Below are 18,446 nucleotides of genomic sequence, written 5' to 3' on the forward strand. Positions count from 1 at the left end.
GCGAGTTCGGCGAGGGGTTCGGAGCTGCCGGAGGGAGCTCCGCGTCCCCGGTCCACGCGCCGGGACTTTCGGCGACCGACTGTCTCGCGGTGTCCGATTGATCCGGTGCCCGATTGGGTCCGGTTTCTCTCTGGTGCCGACTGATTGTGCTTGTTGTTGCGGGGTTGTCAATCCTCGGAATCGGCGGACTCGGCTGGGCGGGGCTCGTGCGGCTCGGGGTGCGGCGCCGTGCGGGGTTCGAACCTTCCGTGCGCTGTCCGAGGTCGTGGCCGTCGGCCGGAAGTGCAGATGCGGCCGACGGTCCTCGGTGTTCGGTGTGATTCCCCGACGATGTCCGCGTCCGGGGTGTCGACGGGCGCCACGCCGGGTGGCGGTCCGTCCTGCGGTTAGGGCTGCGAGGGTTGACAAGAACGCAACAACCGTCAGAATCAGGCAATACCAAAACGCACCGGAGGGAAACGGGCATGTATGGTGCGGAGCGCCAACAGCTGCTGGCACAGCAGGTGCGCACGGACGGGCGGATCGACGTCACCGCCACGTCCGAGCAGTTGGGGGTCGCGCCCGAAACCATCCGGCGAGACCTCGCAGCCCTGGAACGCCAGGGCCTCGTCCGCCGGGTCTACGGCGGCGCGATCCTGCTGGAACGGCTGGATTTCGAACCCGCGGTCAACGAACGCGATCGGACACGTTCGGCCGAGAAGGACCGGATCGCGCGCGCCGCGCTCGATCTGGTGCCGCAGCGCGGAACCGTGCTCTTCGACGCCGGTACCACCAGCAGCCGCCTTGCGGCACTGCTGCCACAGGGGCGGGACCTGACGATCGTCACGAACTCGCTGCCCGTCGCCTCCCAGCTCGCCACCCGCACCGACGTCACCGTGCACATGCTGGGCGGCCGGATTCGGCCTGCGACGTTGGCGACGGTCGAGTCCTGGGCGCTCCACGTCCTGGCCGGGTTGACCGTGGACATCGGCTTCTTCGGGACGAACGGATTCTCCGCCGCGCGCGGTTGTACGACACCGGACACCGCCGAATCCGCGGTGAAGGCGGCGATGGTCGGGGCCTGCCGTCGTCGGGTCCTGCTCAGCGATCACAGCAAGTACGGCGACGATCAGTTCGCCCGGTTCGCCACGCTCGGCGAGATCGACGTCGTGGTGACCGACTCCGGTCTCGACGAACAGGCCGTGGCCGAACTCAACGAGGCCGCGATCGAGGTGGTGCTCGCATGACCGCGACACGCGCCGGTCCGGCAGCGACGCCCATCGGCAGGGCGGGTTCCTTCGAACCGCTCCGCTGTGCGGCGACCCGTTAGCAGCGCAGCAGGTCCGCCGGGGGGCGGCGTAACGAACCCGGACCGACCCTCCGGCGCCGCACCACGATCCCCGTTTTCCGTCTCCTTCAACGAGGAAGGTTCCCCGCCATGCAGAACGCACCGACCCGGGCAGGTACGTCCGGGAGCCGACTGGCCATGCGGAGCGCCGTCATCGCCGCGCTCGGCGGGCTGCTGTTCGGTTTCGACACCGCCGTGATCTCCGGTACCACCGACGCGCTGCAGGACGTGTTCTCGCTGAGCGCAGGCGGGCTGGGGTTCACCGTCGCGACCGCGCTGATCGGCACCATCGTGGGTGCCGCCGTGACCGGTCTCTGGAAGCCGGCCGATCTGTTCGGGCGCAAGAAAGTCCTCTACGCGATCGGCATCCTCTACTTCGTATCCGCCGTCGGTTCGGCCCTCGCGCCGGACTGGATGACGTTCATGGTGTTCCGGTTCGTCGGAGGCATCGGGGTCGGCGCGGCGGCCGCGGTCGCGCCGATCTACAACGCCGAGGTGGCACCGCCGAAGCTCCGCGGTCGCATGGTGGGACTGTTCCAGTTCAACATCGTGCTCGGCATTCTGCTGGCGTATCTGTCGAACTACGTCATGCTGCAACTGGCGCCGGAAGCGACGGCGTGGCGGTGGATGTTCGGCGTCGAGGCGTTGCCGGCGCTCGCGTTCGTGCTCCTGCTCTTCCTGGTGCCGGAGAGCCCGCGCTGGCTGATGAAGGTGGGCCGGGTGAACGAGGCCGACCGCGTGATCGAAGCTCTCGCATCCGATCCGGACGAGGCACGCCTCGCCCACCAGGAGATCACCGAGGCACTCGAGACCGACGGCGCGCAGCAGCGCGGCACGTTCTTCACACGCCGCCACCGGAAGGTCATCTTCCTCGCGTTCGCGATCGCCGCGTTCAACCAACTTTCCGGGATCAACGCGGTGCTCTATTACGCCCCGTCGATCTTCGCCTCGGCGGGGATGGGCGAGAGCGCGTCGTTCCTCAGCAGCGGTGGTGTCGGGCTGATCAACCTGATCTCGACGATGCTCGCCCTGTTCGTGATCGACCGGCTCGGGCGGCGCAAGCTGATGCTCATCGGGTCGATCGGATACCTGATCACGCTGGGCCTCCTCTCGGCGATCTTCTTCGGCCAGGGGCAGGATTTCTCCGGCACGGCCAGCATGTTCGTCGTCGTCCTGGTGATGCTGTTCGTCGCGGCGCACGCGTTCGGTCAGGGCGCGGTGATCTGGGTCTTCATCTCGGAGATCTTCCCGATCTCGGTCCGGGCCCGCGGGCAGGCGTTCGGCTCGCTGGTCCACTGGGGGTTCGCGGCCGCCATCTCCTGGGTCTTCCCGCTGCTGGCCGAAGTCGTCGGCGGGGGTACGGCGTTCGCGTTCTTCTTCGTGTGCATGGTCGCCCAGCTCGTCTGGGTGCTGGTGTTGATGCCGGAGACCAAGGGCGTCCCGCTGGAGAAGCTGCAAAGCGTGCTCGGCGTCGGCGACAACCGGCAGGTTCGTTCGGACTCGGGCCGGTAGCGGCCCGGCGGGCACGGCTTCCCGGCGCCGATGCGGTGCCGGGAAGCCGTGCCCGTATTCGTGCTCCCGCCGCCCGACCCGTCCTCAGCGCACGGTCGTCCGATCCCGCCAGTAGCGCTTGCGGACATCCAGCAGTACCGACACGTCGAACGACAACACTCCGGGCAGCGCGCCGAGATCGCTGGTGAGGAACTCCGCGAGCCCGTCCTCGTCGCGGAACACTCCCTGGTGGATCACCGACGAGTTGCCGGCGACGATGGAGACGTAACGCGCCGAGGTGTGACGGGCGAGGGATTCGCTGACGGTGCGGATGGACCCCGGTGCGACGGTCAGCGCGATCACCGCTTCCAGGCCGTAGCCGAGTAGCCGGGGCTCGATCTCGACGCGCGGCCGCACGATCCCGCGGTCCAGCAGGGTGTGCAGCAGGCGGTAGGCGGTGGACTGGGTGCTGCCGAGTTCCCTGGCCAGCTGTGCGGCGGTGATTCTGCCGTGTTCGCGCAGTATCCTCGCCACGCGCAGTGCGTCCTCGGTGAGCTCGCCAGGCGGCTCGGTCCTGACGTCGTCGGCCTCTGCATGCGCGCGCAGCGCGGCGAGCTGATCGTCGGAAAGCCTCGGCAGCCGCCACGAGTCGGCCAGTGCGACCCCGCGCAGCACCAGTTCGCTGTGCGCCGAGTCGACTCCGGGGATCGCGGCGATCCGCTCACCGAGCAGGTCCTGCACGGCGTCCTGGCTCGCGGCCTGCACCGCACAGTAGACGTCGGCACGGCCCGCGGTGGTGGCCACGAGCTGCGATTCCGGCAGCTCCGCGATGGTGGCGGCCACCTTCCTGGCACTGCCCGCACCCGCGTTGACCCACACGTGCCACGGGTTGCCGTGCCCGGTCACCGACCAGTCGAGCTGCCCGATGACACGGAGCACACCGTCGGCCTCCAGCCGTGCCATCCGCCTGCTGACGGTGCTGGACGAGACACCGAGTGTCGAGGCGATCGCGGCCAGCGGTGCACGCGGCGCGACCTGCAGCGCGGCGACGAGATCGAGGTCCCCGGGCTCCAGCTTTCCGGCGCTCGCCAACTCCCCAGTGCTCACCGAATGAAACTAGCACTCAGGCGGGTTGCTGCGCGTGAAACATGCGACACCAACTCGTAACTTGACTAGACCGTTCGTTAGGTTCTCTAATCAGGCAACTTCCCACCTACGGCGATCGGGGGCCCTCGTTGACTTCCACGGAGACGAACGCGGGGCCGCCGGAGACCTCGCGGCCGCTGCGGTGGCTGTTGCGACTGCTCGGTGTCATCGAGCGCGTCGGCAACAAGCTGCCGCACCCGTTCTGGCTGTTCGTGTTGATGGCGGGTGTCGTCATCGTGCTCAGCGGCATCCTGGATGCCCTCGGCGTGTTCGCCGTGTCGCCCGCCGACGGCGAGCGGGTCGAGATCACCAGCCTGTTGTCCCGGGACGGCCTGCACATGATGCTCGGCGAGGCCGTCGACAACTTCGCGTCGTTCCCGCCGCTGGCGCTGATCGTCGCGGTGATGCTCGGCGTCGCGGTCGCCGAACGCAGCGGCATGCTCACGGCGTTGCTGCGGCGCACGGTGACGCGGGTGCAGCCGAAGTACCTGACCTTCGCGCTGTCGCTCGCCGGGATCTCGGCGAGCGTGGCCTCGGACGCCGCCTACGTCGTACTCGTGCCGCTGGGTGCGCTCGTGTTCAAGGCGGCGGGGCGCAGCCCGATCCTCGGTCTCGTCGTCGCGTACGCGTCGATCGCCGCGGGCTACGACGCATCGGTGTTCATCACGGCGGGCGACGTGCTCTTCGCCGGAATCACGACCAGTGCCGCCGAGCTCGTCCAGCCGGGTCACGTCGTCAGCCCGCTGGCGAACTACTTCTTCACCGCGTCCTCGGCGATCGTGCTCGCGCTGGTGATCACCGCCGTGACCGAGTTCGTGCTCACGCGGCGAGCGCAGAGCATCGAGGTCGACGGCGACGGGGTCGACGAGGAACTCGGCTCGATGACGCTGTCCGACGCGGAGCGCAAGGGGCTGCGCAACGCGGGCTGGGTGCTGCTGGGCATCGTCGTCGTGGTGGCGGCCGCGCTGATCCCGCCGTCCTCGCCGGCGCGCGGCGAGGACGGCGGGGTGCTCGACTCCGCCGTGGTCACCGGTATCGCCGTCGTGCTCGGGCTGACGTTCCTGCTCACGGGGTACGTCTACGGCCGCACGACCGGCAGCCTGACGAGGGCTCGCGAGATCCCCGTCGCCATGGCGCAGGGCGTGCGGGACCTGGCGCCGGTGATCGTGTGCTGTTCTTCGCGGCGAGCCAGTTCATCGCCTACTTCAGCTGGACGAACATGGGCGAGGTCGTCGCGATCCGCGGGGCGGAGCTGCTCGACAACGCCGACGTGCCGACGGTCGTGATGTTCCTCGGCATGCTGGTCGCGGCGTGTGTCATGGGTGTGCTGCTGACCAGCGGGTCCGCGTTGTGGACGCTGATCGCGCCCGTGTTCGTGCCGATGTTCCTGCTGCTGAACGTCCCGGCCGAGACGACGCTCGCGCTGTACCGCATCGCCGACTCGGGCACGAACCTGATCAGCCCGATGAGCCCGTACTTCGCGATGGCGCTCGGATTCCTGCAGCGGTACCGCAAGCAGGCGGGCATCGGGACGCTGATGTCACTGACGTTGCCGATCGCGCTGAGCGTGCTGACGGCGTGGACGTTGTTGTTCCTGGTCTGGTGGGGGATCGGCATCCCGCTCGGACCCGGCGCACCCGTGCGCTGACGAGGAGGGGAGAGACCGTGTCGGAGTTGACCATTCAGGGCTGGACGGAGCGCGCGCTGGCCGACATGACCGCCGACCTGCGCACGCTCGTCGAGCTGGAGACGCCCAGCGACGACAAGACGTTGCTGGGCGCAGGGATCGCGGCGATCGAGCGGTGGCTCGCCGAACGGCTCGGAGAGCCGGGCGAGCGGCGGCTGCACGACGGCGGCAAGTACGGGGACGCACTGGAGGTCGCCTATCCCGGAACCGCACCGGGGACCGTGCTCGTGCTGTGCCACTACGACACCGTCTGGCCGGAGGGGACGCTGACCGAGTGGCCGTTCACGGTGGAGGGCGACCGGGTGAGCGGGCCCGGTGCGTTCGACATGAAGCTCGGTCTCGTGCAGGCGGTGTGGGCGTTGCGGTGCCTCAGTGAGCTCGGCATGCCGCGTCCGACGGTGCGGCTGTTGCTGAACGGTGACGAGGAGATCGGCAGTCCGGTCGCACGGCCGCTCATCGAACGGCTCAGTGAGGACGCTCGCGCGACGCTGGTGTGCGAGGCGTCGGCGGACGGCGACCTGAAGACCGTGCGCAAGGGGGTCGGGCTGTTCGAGGTCACGGTCACCGGTGTGGAATCGCATGCGGGGCTCGATCCCGACGCCGGCGTCAGTGCGATCCACGAGCTCGCGCGGCTGGTCGGGCAGATCGCGACGTTCGGGGACCGGGAGCGGGGCACCACCGTGAACGTCGGTCTCATCGAGGGCGGCACCGGCTGCAATGTCGTCGCGGGGTCCGCGACGTGCGGCATCGACGTGCGAGTGTCGGAGCCCGACGAGATGGCGAGGATCGACGCGGCGTTCGCGGCGCTGCGGACGTCCGACGGCCGGGCGAGCGTGACGGTCGAGGGTGAATGGAACCGGCCGCCGATGGTGCGCAATCCGGGTTCCGACGAACTGTTCGAGATCGCGGAGAGCATCGCGGCCGAGGCCGGCTGGGAGCTCGGGCAGGTCGGTGTCGGTGGTGCGAGTGACGGTAACTTCGTGTCGGCTTTTGGCAGGCCGGTGCTGGACGGGCTCGGCGCGGTGGGCGGCGGCGCCCATGCGCGGCACGAGCACGTGCTGCTCGACCACGTCCCGGGCCGCACCGCGTTGATCGCAGAACTGCTCATGGCACTGGCCGACCGGTGATCGGGTAGGACCGGACCAGTCACCTCCGCCGTCCGCGGCGCCGTTCCACTCGACGATGGCTACGAGGTGCGTGTGCGATGCGCTGGTGCCCGGCGCGGCGGCGGGAGTGTGCTGCGCCCGGTGCCGGGTATCCGGCGAGCATGGCCGGAAACATCTTCGTGCTCGGACTCGACGAGCAGAACCTGAGCACATTGCACGATGTCGCGGGCTTCGCCGACTATCGGTTCCGGCCGCTGTTGTCGGTCGAGGAATTGGTGGAGGCTGATCGGCTGCCGATGCAGTCGTTGCTCGACAGGGCGCGGCGGCAGCTGTCCGAGTTCGACGGCAGCGTGGACGCGATCGTGGGGTACTGGGACTTCCCGGTGAGTTCGATGGTGCCCATCCTGTGCCGGGAGCGCGGGTTGCGGTCGGCGACGCTGGAGTCGGTACTCAAGTGCGAACACAAGTACTGGAGCCGCGTGGTCCAGTCCGAGGTGATCGACGAGTATCCGCGGTTCGCCGCCGTGCCGCTGGACGCGGCCGAGTTGCCCGCTGACGTCGGGTTCCCATTCTGGCTCAAACCTGTGAAGGCGTTCTCGTCGGAGCTGGCTTTCCGGATCGAGGACACGGCCGGCTTCACGGATGCGCTGGCCCGCATCCGTGAGGGCATCGACCGCGTCGGTAAGCCGTTCGACGTCGTCCTCGATCACGCCGAGCTGTCCGAACAGATCGCACGGCTCGGTGGGCAGACATGTCTGGCGGAGGAGGCCGTCGGGGGCAGGCAGGTCACCGTCGAGGGCTACGACGCGGGCGAGGGTGTGCACGTCTACGGCATCGTCGATTCGCACGACTATCCCGGGACGCCCAGCTTCCAGCGCTATCAGTACCCGTCGTCGCTGCCGGAGCAGGTGCAGACCCACCTGGCCGACCTCTCGCGGCGCGTGGTCGAGCACATCGGGCTGCGTTCGGTGCCGTTCAACATCGAGTACTTCTGGGACCCCGACACCGGTGCGATCACCCTACTGGAGATCAACCCGCGGCACTCGCAGTCGCACGCCATCCTCTTCGACCTGGTCGACGGCGTACCGAATCACCAGTGCGTGCTGCGTCTCGCGGTCGGCGCCGACCCCGACCTGCCGTACCGGCAGGGTCCGTACCGGGTTGCGGCGAAGTGGTTCGTCCGGCGGTTCTCGGACGGACTCGCACGGCGGGTGCCGACGGCGGAGGAACTGGCGAACGTGGAGCGCGCGCTGCCCGGCTGCAGGGCCGAGCTCATGGTCGATGAAGGCGAACGGCTCTCCGAGCTGCGCGAGCAGGACAGCTACAGCTACGCCTACGCCACCGTCCACGTCGGTGCCGCCGACGAACGGGAGCTGAAGGATAAGTACGAGCGCTGCCTCGAGCTCCTCCCGTTCGAATTCGACGATTGACAGCGGCATGCACGGGAAGTGACCAGCGTCCGCGAAGACCGGCCCGCCGAAGCGACATCGCACCCGACCGAAGGGGAGTGCCTTGCGATGCACGAAGTGACCAGTCTTCCCCACACGGTGACCGAGGAAAAGCACTTCTGGATCCCGGTCTCGGACGGGACACGGCTGGCAGGACGACTGTGGCGGCCGTTGTCCTCGAACGACGACCCGGTCCCCGCGATTCTGGAGTTCATTCCGTATCGCAAGAGGGACGGAACGGCCAAACGCGATTCGATCCACCACCCCTACCTGGCGGGCCACGGTTACGCGGCCGTGCGGGTGGACCTGCGCGGCAGCGGCGACTCCGAGGGCGTGCTCACCGGCGAGTACCTGGAACAGGAACTCGTGGACGCGGAGGACGTGCTGGCCTGGCTGGCGGCGCAGCCCTGGTGCGACGGCAACACCGGCATGATGGGCATCTCCTGGGGAGGGTTCAACGCGCTGCAGGTCGCCGCGCGCAGACCGGAGAGTCTCGGCGCCGTCGTCACGGTGTGTTCGACCGACGACCGCTACGCCGACGACGTGCACTACATGGGCGGGTGTCTGCTCGGGGACAACCTGTCGTGGGCCTCGACCATGTTCGCCCAGACCTCTACGCCGCCGGATCCGGAGCTGGTGGGGGATCGCTGGTTCGACATGTGGCAGCAGCGCCTGCACGGCAGCGGCCTGTGGCTCGAGGACTGGATGCGTCACCAGCGGCGGGACGAGTTCTGGCGTCATGGCTCGATCTGCGAGGACCCCGGTTCACTGCGGTGTCCGGTCCTCGCCGTCAGCGGTTGGGCCGACGGCTATTCGAACGCGGTGTTCCGGCTGATGGAGCACCTCGAAGTTCCCCGCAAAGGACTGATCGGACCCTGGTCGCACAAGTATCCGCACCTGGGTGATCCCGGCCCGGCCATCGGCTTCCTGCAGGAGCTGGTGCGCTGGTGGGACCACTGGCTCAAAGGTGAGGACAACGCGGTGATGGACGAGCCGATGCTGCGCGTGTGGATGCAAGACAGCGTGCCGCCGTCCACCGCGTACGAGGAGCGGCCCGGCCGGTGGGTCGGCGAGCCTTCGTGGCCGTCGACGCACGTGCGACCGCAACGGCTTCCGCTGCGCCGCCACAGGATCCTCACCGACGACGACAGCGGTGGGCCGACCTCACCGGACGGTCTGGTCCTGCAGTCGCCGCTGTCGGTCGGCCAGTTCGCCGGGAAGTGGTGCTCCTACAGCGCGCCGCCGGACCTGCCCTACGACCAGCGCGAGGAGGACGGCGGTTCGCTGGTGTTCGACACCGAGACTCTGACCGAACCGTGGGAGATCCTCGGCGCCGCCGAGGTGGAGCTGGAGATCTCCGTGGACCGTCCCGTGGCAATGCTCGCGGCGCGGTTGTCCGATGTGGCCGAGGACGGCAGGGCGACCCGGGTGACCTACGGACTGCTGAACCTGACACACCGTGATTCGCACGCGCGGCCGGAGAAGCTCGAACCCGGCAAGCGGTACCGGCTGTCGCTGGCGCTCAACGGAGTGGCCCAGACCTTCCCCACGGGACACCGCATCCGGCTGTCACTGTCCACATCGTACTGGCCGTTGGCGTGGCCACCACCGAAACCGGTGCAGCTGACCGTGTACCCCGACACGAGCACGCTGATCCTGCCGACGCGGCCGGTCGAAGAATCCGACGAGGTCACGCTCCGGCCGTTCGACCCGCCGGAAGGGGCGCCGCGTCTCGGCACGACGGCCCTGCGGCCTGGCGAGCACCGGTGGCAGGTGTCGCGGGATCTCGTCGACTACGCGTCGCAGCTCGAGGTCGTCAAGGATTCCGGTACCGAGCGGTTCGAGGACATCGACCTGGAGGTGTCGCAACGTGGCGAGGAACGCTACCGGTGGGTCGGCGACGACTTCACCACGGTGCGCGGCGAAACCGTCTGGCGGGTCGCCTTCGCCAGGGGCGGCTGGCACGTGCGTACGGACACGCGCACGATCCTGACCTCCACTCCGGAGCATTTCGTGCTGCACGCCCAGCTCGACGCGTATCACAACGGTGAACGTGTCACGTCGCTGAACTGGAGCTCGACTATTCCACGAGACCACGTGTGAGCGTGCCATCCTGTCGCTGCGCCGCCACGGCAGGGCGCCATGGTGAGGTCGAGCCACGGCGAGATGAGTACGAGCTTGTCGCTGTCATCGCTCACGGTGTACCCGGCAGCTCGCCGGCGATGACACTGGCAGGCATGTGGTCGGCAGCCGGGTGCGCGGACTGCGTATCCGATATGGTTGGCCGAGCTGTGCAGCTGCGCGGTCTCCGAGCTGTCGGCCATCGCGCTCCCGTCGGGCGGTGGGACGAGGGAGATGTGACAGTTCGGGTGGCAGGTCGACGTCGAGCCGCGGGGACGTGCCGGCCGTCGTCGGACGGATGGCGGTGGTGCGCACCGTGTCAACGGGCCAGGATGGCGACGTGGGCAGGGTCGTGGAACAACCCCAACGAGCTTAGGGAGCCCGAATCATGACTGGCACCGAGAAGACCGCTGTAAGCCGGTTTCCTGTCCCTGAGCTCGATACCCTGCCCGACGACGTTCGGGCGCGAATCCTCGAGGTGCAGGAGAAGTCCGGCTTCGTCCCCAACGTCTTCCTCGTGCTGGCGCGCCGGCCGGAGGAGTTCCGCGCATTCTTCAGATATCACGATGCGCTGATGGAGAAGGAAGGGAACCTGACGAAGGCGGAACGCGAGATGATCGTTGTCGCCACGTCCAGCCTCAACCAGTGCCAGTACTGCGTGGTCGCTCACGGCGCGATACTTCGGATCCGAGCCAAGGATCCCCTCATCGCCGACCAAGTGGCTGCCAACTACCGCAAGGCCGACATCACCGAGAGGCAACTGGCCATGCTCGACTTCGCGATCAAGGTTTCGGCTGAGGCCTACGCGGTGTCCGAAGCAGATTTCGCTACCTTGGCTTCGCACGGCTTCACCGAGGAGGACGTCTGGGATATCGCCGCCATATCCGCCTTCTTCAGTCTTTCCAACCGCATCGCGAATGTCACCGACATGCGGCCGAACCCCGAGTTCTACGGTATGGGCCGCGACTGACAACAGGTGCGCGTTGTCCGCTCGGTACGACGGCGGGCTCGATGGCAGAGCCGCCGCAGCCGCCGGGCGGCGCCCCGGACCAGCCGTATCGGCCACCCCCCGTGGAGACCACGTCCCTGATCGGCTCTGCCGGGCTGGCGGCCGTGTTCGAGTAGCTCGGACCGAACGGCTGGCCGGGTCAGGCGGCCACGACCTCGATGCCCCGCGTCATCAGATACCGCGGAGAGATCGGGGCATCGCGGTCCAGCTGGATCCGGGATACCCCGAGATCGGCCAGGACAGTCGCGACGAGCGGGGTAGGAGCGCTGGCAGCACCAGAGGCGCGGCCGCAGAGTCCAGGGTCGGTTCCGGCGCGCAGGTACACCAGCAGGCCGCCGTATCGAGCGGTCGCGGCGACTGCGTCGTCGAGACGCGCGCGGCACGCACACGCGCTGCTGCCGAAAAGGTCCCCGACCGCGCATCCGATGTGTACCGCCAAGCGGGGCGGTGCGGCCGCGAGGTCGCGGTGGATCGCGAGGTGCTCGACGCCGACTAACTCGTCCCGGTACTCCACGACCGACACGGCTCCGTGCGCCGTGGTGAGCGTCCCGCATGGTCGGGCTGTGAGCGATGCGCCAGGTGCGGCTTCGGCACCGTGGCTGGTGAACCACACGTCGTCGACGTCGACAAGGGGCAGACCGTGCCGGTCTGCCAGCGCGACGACCTCCCACTGTCCCGGCCCGTTGGTGGTCACAGCGTTGTCCTCTCCCGCGACCAGCCCCGCGGTCACGGCAACCGGGGGAAGCCCGGCCTCCCGGCACAGTGCGACCGCCGCTCCATGCGGGGTGGACGACGCGGCAGTTCCCACGCGGACGGGGAGCACGTGTCCGGGACGGCACAGCGCATCCGGGCTCGAATCAGGGTCGGCGAGTACCCGTGCTGTGCGAGCGCGGTCGCGAGCGCTGATCCCGGTGCCGATCCCGTCCGCCGCGTCCACGGATACCGCGTATGCCGCCGTATCCGGCGCCTGAACGGACCCGACCATCGGGGGAAGGTGGAGCGCGTCGGCACGGTCGGCGGGCATCGGGGTGCTCAGCAGCCCGGACGTGTGCCTGACGATCCACGCGACCTGGTCGGCTTCGGCCAGCGCGGCAGGCAGCAGGACGTCGGCTACCTCGGGCCGTTCGCGGCTCACCAGCAGCACGGGGCTGCCTGAGCGCAACGCGGAGAGCGCGGACGGAACGTCGGATGCGTCGGGCGCTTGAGTCACCCGGTCGATCTGTGTGGTCACGATGCGTGTTCCAGTCGGGACAGGGTGTGGAATCCGCTTGCGTGGAACACGAGTGGGCCGCGCTGCGGCTGGCTGCCCTGTTCGTGCACCCGGAACAGCACGAACTCGTGATCTCCGGCGGGAACGGTTCGTTCGATCGAGCAGTCCAGCCATGCGGTCGCGCCCTGCAGCAGGAGCGCGCCGTCGTCGGTGGCATGCCAGTCCAGTCCTGCGAATCGGTCGCCGGTTTTTGCGGCGAGTTGGCGGCACGTCCGGTCCTGTGAAGCGGCGAGCACCGACAGTCCCAACCGAGGCCTGTGCGCCAGCCGCGGCCACGTCGTGGACGTGTACTGCACGCACACGCCGACCAGTGGCGGATCAAGCGAGACACCCACGAACGAACTGGCAGCCAACCCGATCGGAGTTCCGTCGGCGTCAAGCGCACAGACGGCTGTCACACCGCTGGGAAACCGGGCGAACGTGGCGCGCACGGCATCGGTGTCGACCGTTCCGTTCGGTGCGACGGTCGTGCTCAGACTCATGAGTCCTCCCTTCAGGAGCGCAGGACGAACGGGTCGCCGGCGGGTTCGTCGCTGGTGTTGATCCAGACGCTCTTCAACCGTGTGTACTCCCGAATCACCTCGGTGCCGTGCTCGACGCCGAGTCCGGAAGCCTTGAACCCGGACCGCGGCGACATCGGCGACATGGCGCGGTACATGTTGACCCAGATGGTCCCTGCGTCGAGTGCGGCTGCGGCACGGTGTGCGCGTGAGAGATCCGTGGTCCAGACACCCGCGGCCAGGCCGTAGGCCGTGTCGTTCGCGAGCTGCAGAGCCTCTGCGTCGTCGTCGAAAGGCATGATCGCGACGACCGGGCCGAAGATCTCTTCCCGGCACATTCGGGCGTCGTTCGGCAGGTCGGTGAACACGGTGGGCTCGTGGAACCAGCCGCCGAGCCCGATCTCGGGACGCCTGCCGCCGTGCGCGACCTGACCACCCTCGGCGCGCCCTGCAGCGACGTAATCCTCCACCTTGGCCAGTTGCGCACGCATGGCGAGTGGTCCCAGCTCGGTCTCGGGCGCCAAGGGGTCGCCGATCCGGATGGTCCGTGCTCTGCCGACGACCCGTTCGACGAGTTCGTCGTAGACACTGCGGTGGGCGAACACCCGGCTACCGGCAATGCAGGTCTGACCGGCCGCGGCGAAGATCCCCGCGATCACCCCGTTCGCGGCACTCGCCACATCGGCGTCGCCGAACACCAGCTGCGGCGATTTGCCTCCCAGCTCCAGACCCGCACGGATCAACCGCCTGCCGGCGCGTTCGGCGATCCACGCTCCGGTCGCGGTGCTGCCGGTGAAGGACAGCTTCGCGACGTCGGGGTGATCCACCAGCCGCGCTCCCGCCTCGTCACCCATGCCGGTCACGACGTTGACGACGCCCGGTGGAAAGCCCGCCTCCTCGAACAGTGGCGCAAGCGCCAGCATCGAGGCACTGGTGTGTTCCGACGGTTTCACCACGGCCGTGTTGCCCGCGGCCAGCAGTGGGGCGAGTTTCGCCACCGTCAGCGTCAGCGGTGAGTTCCACGGCGTGATCGCGCCGACGACGCCCACCGGTTCCCGGCTCGTGTAATTGAGGACGTCGACGTTGCTCGCGGGAATCGTTTCGCCGTGAATCTTGTCCGCGAGACCGGCGTAGTAATGGAAATACTCGGGCAAGCCCGCCAGCTGCGCCGTCATCTCGCGGAGCAGCTTGCCGTTGTCGGTCGACTCCATGCACGCGAGACGATCGGCGTGTTGGCCGACCAGCTCACCGACGCGGCGCAGCAGGGCGCCGCGCGTCGTCTGCGACATTCTGCGCCAGTGCGGCGACTCGAATGCACTCCGCGCGGCTGCTACGGCACGGTCGACGTCGGCGGCTGTGCCGCGCGCGGACTCGTACCAGGCCTCGCCGGTAGTGGGGTTGTCGCTGGTGAAGTAGCGGCCGTCGGCCGGTGCGGTTTCCTTTCCCGCAATATGGTGCTCCCACCGTGGCAGGCGCGCGGAACCGGTGGACGACGACTGGGCAGCAGCTGTGGTGCTCATGATGTTGTCTCTCCAGCAACGGCGAAGGTTCGGGTTTCGATCTGGGCGAGGACGGCTGCGGTGACCATGTCCGGACGTTCCAACGGCAGGAGGTGGCGCGCTCCCGGAACGGTCGCCGAGCGGCCGTTCGGTACGCGAGAGGCCACGGCTGCGGACATGCGAGGTGTCGATCCCGGATCGTCGGCTCCGGTGATGGCCAGCACCGGCGGAACCAGGTCCGGTAACTCCGGCCACACCTCGGCGTCCGCTTCGGCGAAAATCCGGTAGCAGGCGAGGTAACTCGCCTGCCGGTTGGCCGCGAGTACCGCACGGGTCTCCGCCGCCAACCGCGGTTCGGCTCGGCGCCACCGCGGCGAGAACCAGCGGTCGATCGCGGCGTCGAACGTCGCGGCCAGGTCGGATTCGGCGGCGGCCAGGCGTCGGTCCACGGCGGCGCGTTCCTCGGGGCGTCGGTCGGCGACCCCGCTGACGAGTGTCAACGACGCCACCTCGTCCGGGCGGTCGAGTGCCACGCGGGTGGCCACGAGTGCGCCCAGTGAGAATCCGACCAGGTGGGCCGGACTAGGCAGCGAGCCGACTAGGCCCGTGATCGGTGCGGCGAGATCCGCGAGCGTGGTGCCGTCGTCGGCGTCGGACGCGGTTCCGTGCCCCAGCAGGTCCGGAGTGTGCACTCGCTGCGCGGAGGCTGACAGGGGGCCGGCGACACGCCGCCACATCGTGTGGTCGAGCCCCACACCGTGCAGCAGGACGACATCGGCCGGCATGCTCACTGCTCCGAGGTCAGCGGGGCAAGCCGGGCCTGCGGACGGCCCTGCGCGGCGGCGGCGAGCCCGATGACGATCTCGTTCGCACGGGGCCCGTCCGGCATCCGTGCCTCGACCGTCTGGTGGTGCGAGCGGATCGTCGCATCGGTGACGTGCTTGAGGGGGATGTCGAACGTCGAGCCTGCGGCGGCACGCTTTTCCACCGCGGGCAGCAGCGTCGTCGCCTGTGCGGCGTCGCGGAAGTGGTTGCCGAACTTGAGTGTGTGGATCAGACCGGAGCCGTGCTCGATCTCGCCGTCCAACCCGACGATCGCGGCCTTTCCGTAGGCTTCGACCGGAGCGCCGAGAGCGCCGACCACGCGGTCGCTCAGCAGTTTGCCCAGCTGTGGTGCGACTTCGTCGATGAGGGGCTGGAGATCCTGGACGAAGCCCTTACCGGCCCAGGGATTCTCGACGGCGGCGAGCACGACCGCGACCCTGGCGGGCGGGTCGACCTGCTTGCCCCCTTCGATGTGGGTTTCGTCGACGATCGTGTGGATGGCGCGGACGGTGCTCATGGCAGTGGCTCCTTCTCAGCAGCGACGGGATGACCGGTCAGGATGTGATCGGCGAGCGCGGTGTCGGTGCGCCGGTCGCCGATGCGCGCGTTCGGACGAGGTCCGTCCGACGCCGCGGCGATCACCGCGATCTCGTCGGGCCGCGGCGCATCGGGCACCCGCACCGGAACGGTCTGGTAGTGCGACCGGGTGGACGCGTGGTTCTTGTGCCAGATCGGCACCGGCAGGGAAGTTCCGGCCCCGGCTCGTTGATCGGCGAAGACGATGATCGATTCGCCGTCCGTGCGCCTCCGCAGCACGTCGCCGAAGTACGGTGTGTGGATCAGTGCGCCGGCATGCTCGATTTCTCCGTTCACACCGACCAGGGCGGCCTTCCCGAACGCCTCGACGTGTTCGGCGCCGCCCAGCGCCGAGACCAGTCGGTCCGACAGGGCGTGTGCGATCTCCGGGGCGAGCGCCGACACCTCTGCGGACAGGTCGTTCAGGACCCCGCGGCCGACCCATGGGTTGGAAACGACGGCGACGGCTGCGACGCGGCGCACCGGCACTCGGACCGGCTCTCCCGCCTCGTGCAGCGGTTCGTCGGTCACCGTGACGATCCGGCGGATACTCCTACTCACGCCGGGTTCTCCGCGAACTGGGGCATGACCTTCTCGGTGAACAGCTCGAAACTGCGCATCACCTTGCCGTGGTCCATGCCGGGGTGCGTAGTCCACAACAGCAGGTCCTGCAGGTTCAGTTCCTGCTGCAGCTCGTGAACCTTCTCGGCCACGTAGTCGGGCGTGCCCACGAGAAGGTTGCGCTCGGCGAGGAAATCGTAGTCCAGCTCGCGACCCGCGATGTCCTCGCCGACCTCACGCAGATTGCCGAGCCCTCGCCAGTGACACACCCAACGATACGAGGTGAGGAGCGCTTCCTCGAAGTCCGCGCGGGCCTGTTCCATCGTGTCCGCCACGTAGACGTCGCGGACGAGCGACAGCCCGGTGCCCAGGTCCTGTTCGACGCCGGTGGCCTCCGACAGCGTGTCGCGGTAGAGCTCGAACCGGCCCTTCAGCTCGGAGACGGGTGGCATCCAGAACATGCCGTTCATGCCGGCTCTGGCCGCACTCTGGATCGACCGAGGGCTGTCGATGACCTGGGACAGCGGCGGGTGAGGGTCCTGGAACGTGTTCGGCACGACCTTCATGGCGGAGATCGTGCCGTCGTCGCCGACGAATTCCGGGGAGGCTGGGGAGAGTGGATGGTCCCAGGACACACCCGGCGCTGGGTACTGGTGGAACTGTCCGTTGTGGGAGAAGAAGTCGCCGCTCCACGCCTTGCGGAGGATGTCGATCGTCTCCTCGAACAGCTCGCGGTTCTGTTCCTGGTCTCGAGGGTCGGCGAGCGGGTTGAGGTTCATCGCCTCCCGGCCGTACAGACCGCGTCCGACACCGACCTCGACGCGGCCGCGGGAGAGCTGGTCGAGCATCGCGATGTCCTCGGCGAGGCGCATCGGATTCCAGAACGTGACGATGTTGGCCGCTTGTCCGATGCGGATGCGGGAGGTGCGCGCCGCGATGTCGGCTCCGACCATCAGCGGATTCGGGACGAGTTCGAAGCCCTCGTGTCCGAAGTGGTGCTCGGTGTACCAGATGGAGTGGTAGCCCGCGTTGTCGGCGAACGTCGCGACCTCTCGGACCTCGTCGAGGACTGTCGCGACGTCGTCGAGCCGACCCGGCGCTCCGATGTTGTGAAAGATCGAGAACCGCATGTCACACTTCCTTCCGCAGCGGCGTGCCTCCGGCGAGAGGGTCGTCGGCGGCGAGGGTCGCCCGTTCACTGGAACGGACGTGGTCACGCATGGCGAATTCGGCTCCGAAGCCGTCCTTCTCCTGAATCAGCTCCAGCACGTTCCGGTGCTCTGCCAGCGATGCGCCGAGTCGGCCGGGCCGGGTCAGCGATGCGGATACCAGCCGGTGGTAGGCGAGCTGGTTCATGAGCGTCCGGTAGTGCGATTCCAGTTGTGAGTTGTCGGCCCCGACGACGAGCAGTTCGTGGAAGCCGTGTACGAGGCGCGCGTAGTCCTCGGTGTCGCCCTGTGCCACGGCCCGCCCGGAGCGCTCGAGGTTGTCCTCGATCTCGTCCAGGACGGGCACCGGCCCGCGGGCGGCCAACAGTCGTGCGGCCATGCCTTCGAGCATCTCCTTGAGCTCGAACAGCTCCACGACTTCGCGCCGACTCGGGGAACGGACGAACGTGCCGACTCGTGCGCGGACCTCGACCAGTCCTTCGATCTGGAGCTGCTTGAGCGCTTCTCGAACCGGAGTCCGCGACACGTCGTACTCGGCGGCGAGGGCGAGTTCGGAGAGTGGCTCGCCGGGAGCGTGCCGACCTTCGATGATCGCGCTCCGCACACCGGCCAGAACCCGCGCCTGCGCCCCGTTCCGCCCGACAACCTCGGTAGGTTCTTGCATGCAAGAGAAGCTACGGCGGATCCCTGTACGGCGTCAAGACGTCTACC

Annotated in this window: 15 protein-coding genes and 1 pseudogene; 7 read left to right on the top strand and 9 right to left on the bottom strand. The window is 68.4% G+C overall.

Annotation, left to right across the window (positions count from 1 at the left end):
- The first annotated feature begins 464 nt into the window (after nucleotides 1-464).
- Nucleotides 465-1,226, top strand: a complete 762-nt coding sequence (locus FB384_RS15730; RefSeq protein WP_183783846.1) for a DeoR/GlpR family DNA-binding transcription regulator — start codon at nucleotides 465-467, stop codon at nucleotides 1,224-1,226.
- Between the two features lie 191 nt (nucleotides 1,227-1,417).
- Nucleotides 1,418-2,839, top strand: a complete 1,422-nt coding sequence (locus tag FB384_RS15735) for a sugar porter family MFS transporter (protein WP_183783848.1) — start codon at nucleotides 1,418-1,420, stop codon at nucleotides 2,837-2,839.
- An 84-nt stretch (nucleotides 2,840-2,923) separates the two neighbouring features.
- On the opposite strand, the gene FB384_RS15740 is transcribed toward FB384_RS15735, so the two are convergent.
- Nucleotides 2,924-3,925 (bottom strand): Lrp/AsnC family transcriptional regulator, encoded by a 1,002-nt coding sequence (locus FB384_RS15740; RefSeq protein WP_323985248.1) that lies wholly within the window; start codon nucleotides 3,923-3,925, stop codon nucleotides 2,924-2,926.
- 128 nt (nucleotides 3,926-4,053) lie between these two features.
- On the opposite strand from FB384_RS15740, the pseudogene FB384_RS15745 reads away from it, so the two are divergent.
- The 5 genes and pseudogenes from FB384_RS15745 (at nucleotide 4,054) to FB384_RS15765 (ending at nucleotide 11,296) form a co-directional block, all read left to right on the top strand.
- Nucleotides 4,054-5,612 (top strand): annotated as a pseudogene (locus FB384_RS15745) (AbgT family transporter).
- Between the two features lie 17 nt (nucleotides 5,613-5,629).
- Nucleotides 5,630-6,778: a M20 family metallopeptidase gene (locus tag FB384_RS15750; RefSeq protein ID WP_407676083.1), complete on the top strand. Its 1,149-nt coding sequence runs from the start codon at nucleotides 5,630-5,632 to the stop codon at nucleotides 6,776-6,778.
- Between the two features lie 140 nt (nucleotides 6,779-6,918).
- Nucleotides 6,919-8,187 carry an ATP-grasp domain-containing protein gene (locus tag FB384_RS15755; RefSeq protein ID WP_183783850.1) on the top strand — a complete coding sequence of 423 codons (1,269 nt, stop codon included), beginning with the start codon at nucleotides 6,919-6,921 and terminating at the stop codon, nucleotides 8,185-8,187.
- An 87-nt stretch (nucleotides 8,188-8,274) separates the two neighbouring features.
- Nucleotides 8,275-10,308, top strand: coding sequence for a CocE/NonD family hydrolase (locus FB384_RS15760; protein WP_183783852.1), 2,034 nt, complete (start codon nucleotides 8,275-8,277; stop codon nucleotides 10,306-10,308).
- A gap of 406 nt (nucleotides 10,309-10,714) precedes the next feature.
- A complete protein-coding gene (locus FB384_RS15765) occupies nucleotides 10,715-11,296 on the top strand; it encodes a peroxidase-related enzyme (protein ID WP_183783854.1) in 582 nt (193 codons plus the stop codon).
- A 178-nt stretch (nucleotides 11,297-11,474) separates the two neighbouring features.
- On the opposite strand, the gene FB384_RS27315 is transcribed toward FB384_RS15765, so the two are convergent.
- The 8 genes from FB384_RS27315 to FB384_RS15805 are packed head-to-tail and all read right to left on the bottom strand — an operon-like array spanning nucleotide 11,475 to nucleotide 18,399.
- On the bottom strand, nucleotides 11,475-12,566 hold the full coding sequence (locus FB384_RS27315) for a 3,4-dihydroxy-2-butanone-4-phosphate synthase (RefSeq protein WP_183783856.1): 1,092 nt from the start codon (nucleotides 12,564-12,566) through the stop codon (nucleotides 11,475-11,477).
- Entirely contained in the window at nucleotides 12,563-13,087 is a 525-nt protein-coding gene (locus FB384_RS15775) for a flavin reductase family protein (protein ID WP_183783858.1), read from the bottom strand. Before FB384_RS15775 ends, FB384_RS27315 begins: the two co-directional genes overlap by 4 nt.
- A gap of 11 nt (nucleotides 13,088-13,098) precedes the next feature.
- Nucleotides 13,099-14,625 (bottom strand): aldehyde dehydrogenase, encoded by a 1,527-nt coding sequence (locus FB384_RS15780; protein ID WP_183783860.1) that lies wholly within the window; start codon nucleotides 14,623-14,625, stop codon nucleotides 13,099-13,101.
- On the bottom strand, nucleotides 14,622-15,389 hold the full coding sequence (locus tag FB384_RS15785) for an alpha/beta fold hydrolase (protein ID WP_221212750.1): 768 nt from the start codon (nucleotides 15,387-15,389) through the stop codon (nucleotides 14,622-14,624). The genes FB384_RS15780 and FB384_RS15785 overlap by 4 nt, the downstream gene beginning before the upstream one ends.
- 2 nt (nucleotides 15,390-15,391) lie before the next feature.
- Entirely contained in the window at nucleotides 15,392-15,946 is a 555-nt protein-coding gene (locus FB384_RS15790) for an amino acid synthesis family protein (protein ID WP_183783864.1), read from the bottom strand.
- Nucleotides 15,943-16,566, bottom strand: coding sequence for an amino acid synthesis family protein (locus FB384_RS15795; RefSeq protein WP_183783866.1), 624 nt, complete (start codon nucleotides 16,564-16,566; stop codon nucleotides 15,943-15,945). Before FB384_RS15795 ends, FB384_RS15790 begins: the two co-directional genes overlap by 4 nt.
- Nucleotides 16,563-17,696, bottom strand: a complete 1,134-nt coding sequence (locus tag FB384_RS15800) for an LLM class flavin-dependent oxidoreductase (protein ID WP_183783868.1) — start codon at nucleotides 17,694-17,696, stop codon at nucleotides 16,563-16,565. Before FB384_RS15800 ends, FB384_RS15795 begins: the two co-directional genes overlap by 4 nt.
- 1 nt (nucleotide 17,697) lies before the next feature.
- Nucleotides 17,698-18,399 (bottom strand): GntR family transcriptional regulator, encoded by a 702-nt coding sequence (locus tag FB384_RS15805; RefSeq protein WP_183658693.1) that lies wholly within the window; start codon nucleotides 18,397-18,399, stop codon nucleotides 17,698-17,700.
- Nucleotides 18,400-18,446: the final 47 nt, after the last annotated feature.

The sequence above is a fragment of the Prauserella sediminis genome (assembly GCF_014195435.1).
Classification (GTDB): Bacteria; Actinomycetota; Actinomycetes; order Mycobacteriales; family Pseudonocardiaceae; genus Prauserella; species Prauserella salsuginis.

What these genes read in the sequence shown, in the direction of transcription:
- FB384_RS15765 (WP_183783854.1), top strand. Translation starts at nt 10,715, where the DNA reads ATGACTGGCACCGAGAAGACCGCTGTAAGCCGGTTTCCTGTCCCTGAG.
- FB384_RS15735 (WP_183783848.1), top strand. Translation starts at nt 1,418, where the DNA reads ATGCAGAACGCACCGACCCGGGCAGGTACGTCCGGGAGCCGACTGGCC.
- FB384_RS15785 (WP_221212750.1), bottom strand. Translation starts at nt 15,389, where the DNA reads ATGCCGGCCGATGTCGTCCTGCTGCACGGTGTGGGGCTCGACCACACG.
- FB384_RS15775 (WP_183783858.1), bottom strand. Translation starts at nt 13,087, where the DNA reads ATGAGTCTGAGCACGACCGTCGCACCGAACGGAACGGTCGACACCGAT.
- FB384_RS15760 (WP_183783852.1), top strand. Translation starts at nt 8,275, where the DNA reads ATGCACGAAGTGACCAGTCTTCCCCACACGGTGACCGAGGAAAAGCAC.
- FB384_RS15790 (WP_183783864.1), bottom strand. Translation starts at nt 15,946, where the DNA reads ATGAGCACCGTCCGCGCCATCCACACGATCGTCGACGAAACCCACATC.
- FB384_RS15780 (WP_183783860.1), bottom strand. Translation starts at nt 14,625, where the DNA reads ATGAGCACCACAGCTGCTGCCCAGTCGTCGTCCACCGGTTCCGCGCGC.
- FB384_RS15800 (WP_183783868.1), bottom strand. Translation starts at nt 17,696, where the DNA reads ATGCGGTTCTCGATCTTTCACAACATCGGAGCGCCGGGTCGGCTCGAC.
- FB384_RS15755 (WP_183783850.1), top strand. Translation starts at nt 6,919, where the DNA reads ATGGCCGGAAACATCTTCGTGCTCGGACTCGACGAGCAGAACCTGAGC.
- FB384_RS15805 (WP_183658693.1), bottom strand. Translation starts at nt 18,399, where the DNA reads ATGCAAGAACCTACCGAGGTTGTCGGGCGGAACGGGGCGCAGGCGCGG.
- FB384_RS15730 (WP_183783846.1), top strand. Translation starts at nt 465, where the DNA reads ATGTATGGTGCGGAGCGCCAACAGCTGCTGGCACAGCAGGTGCGCACG.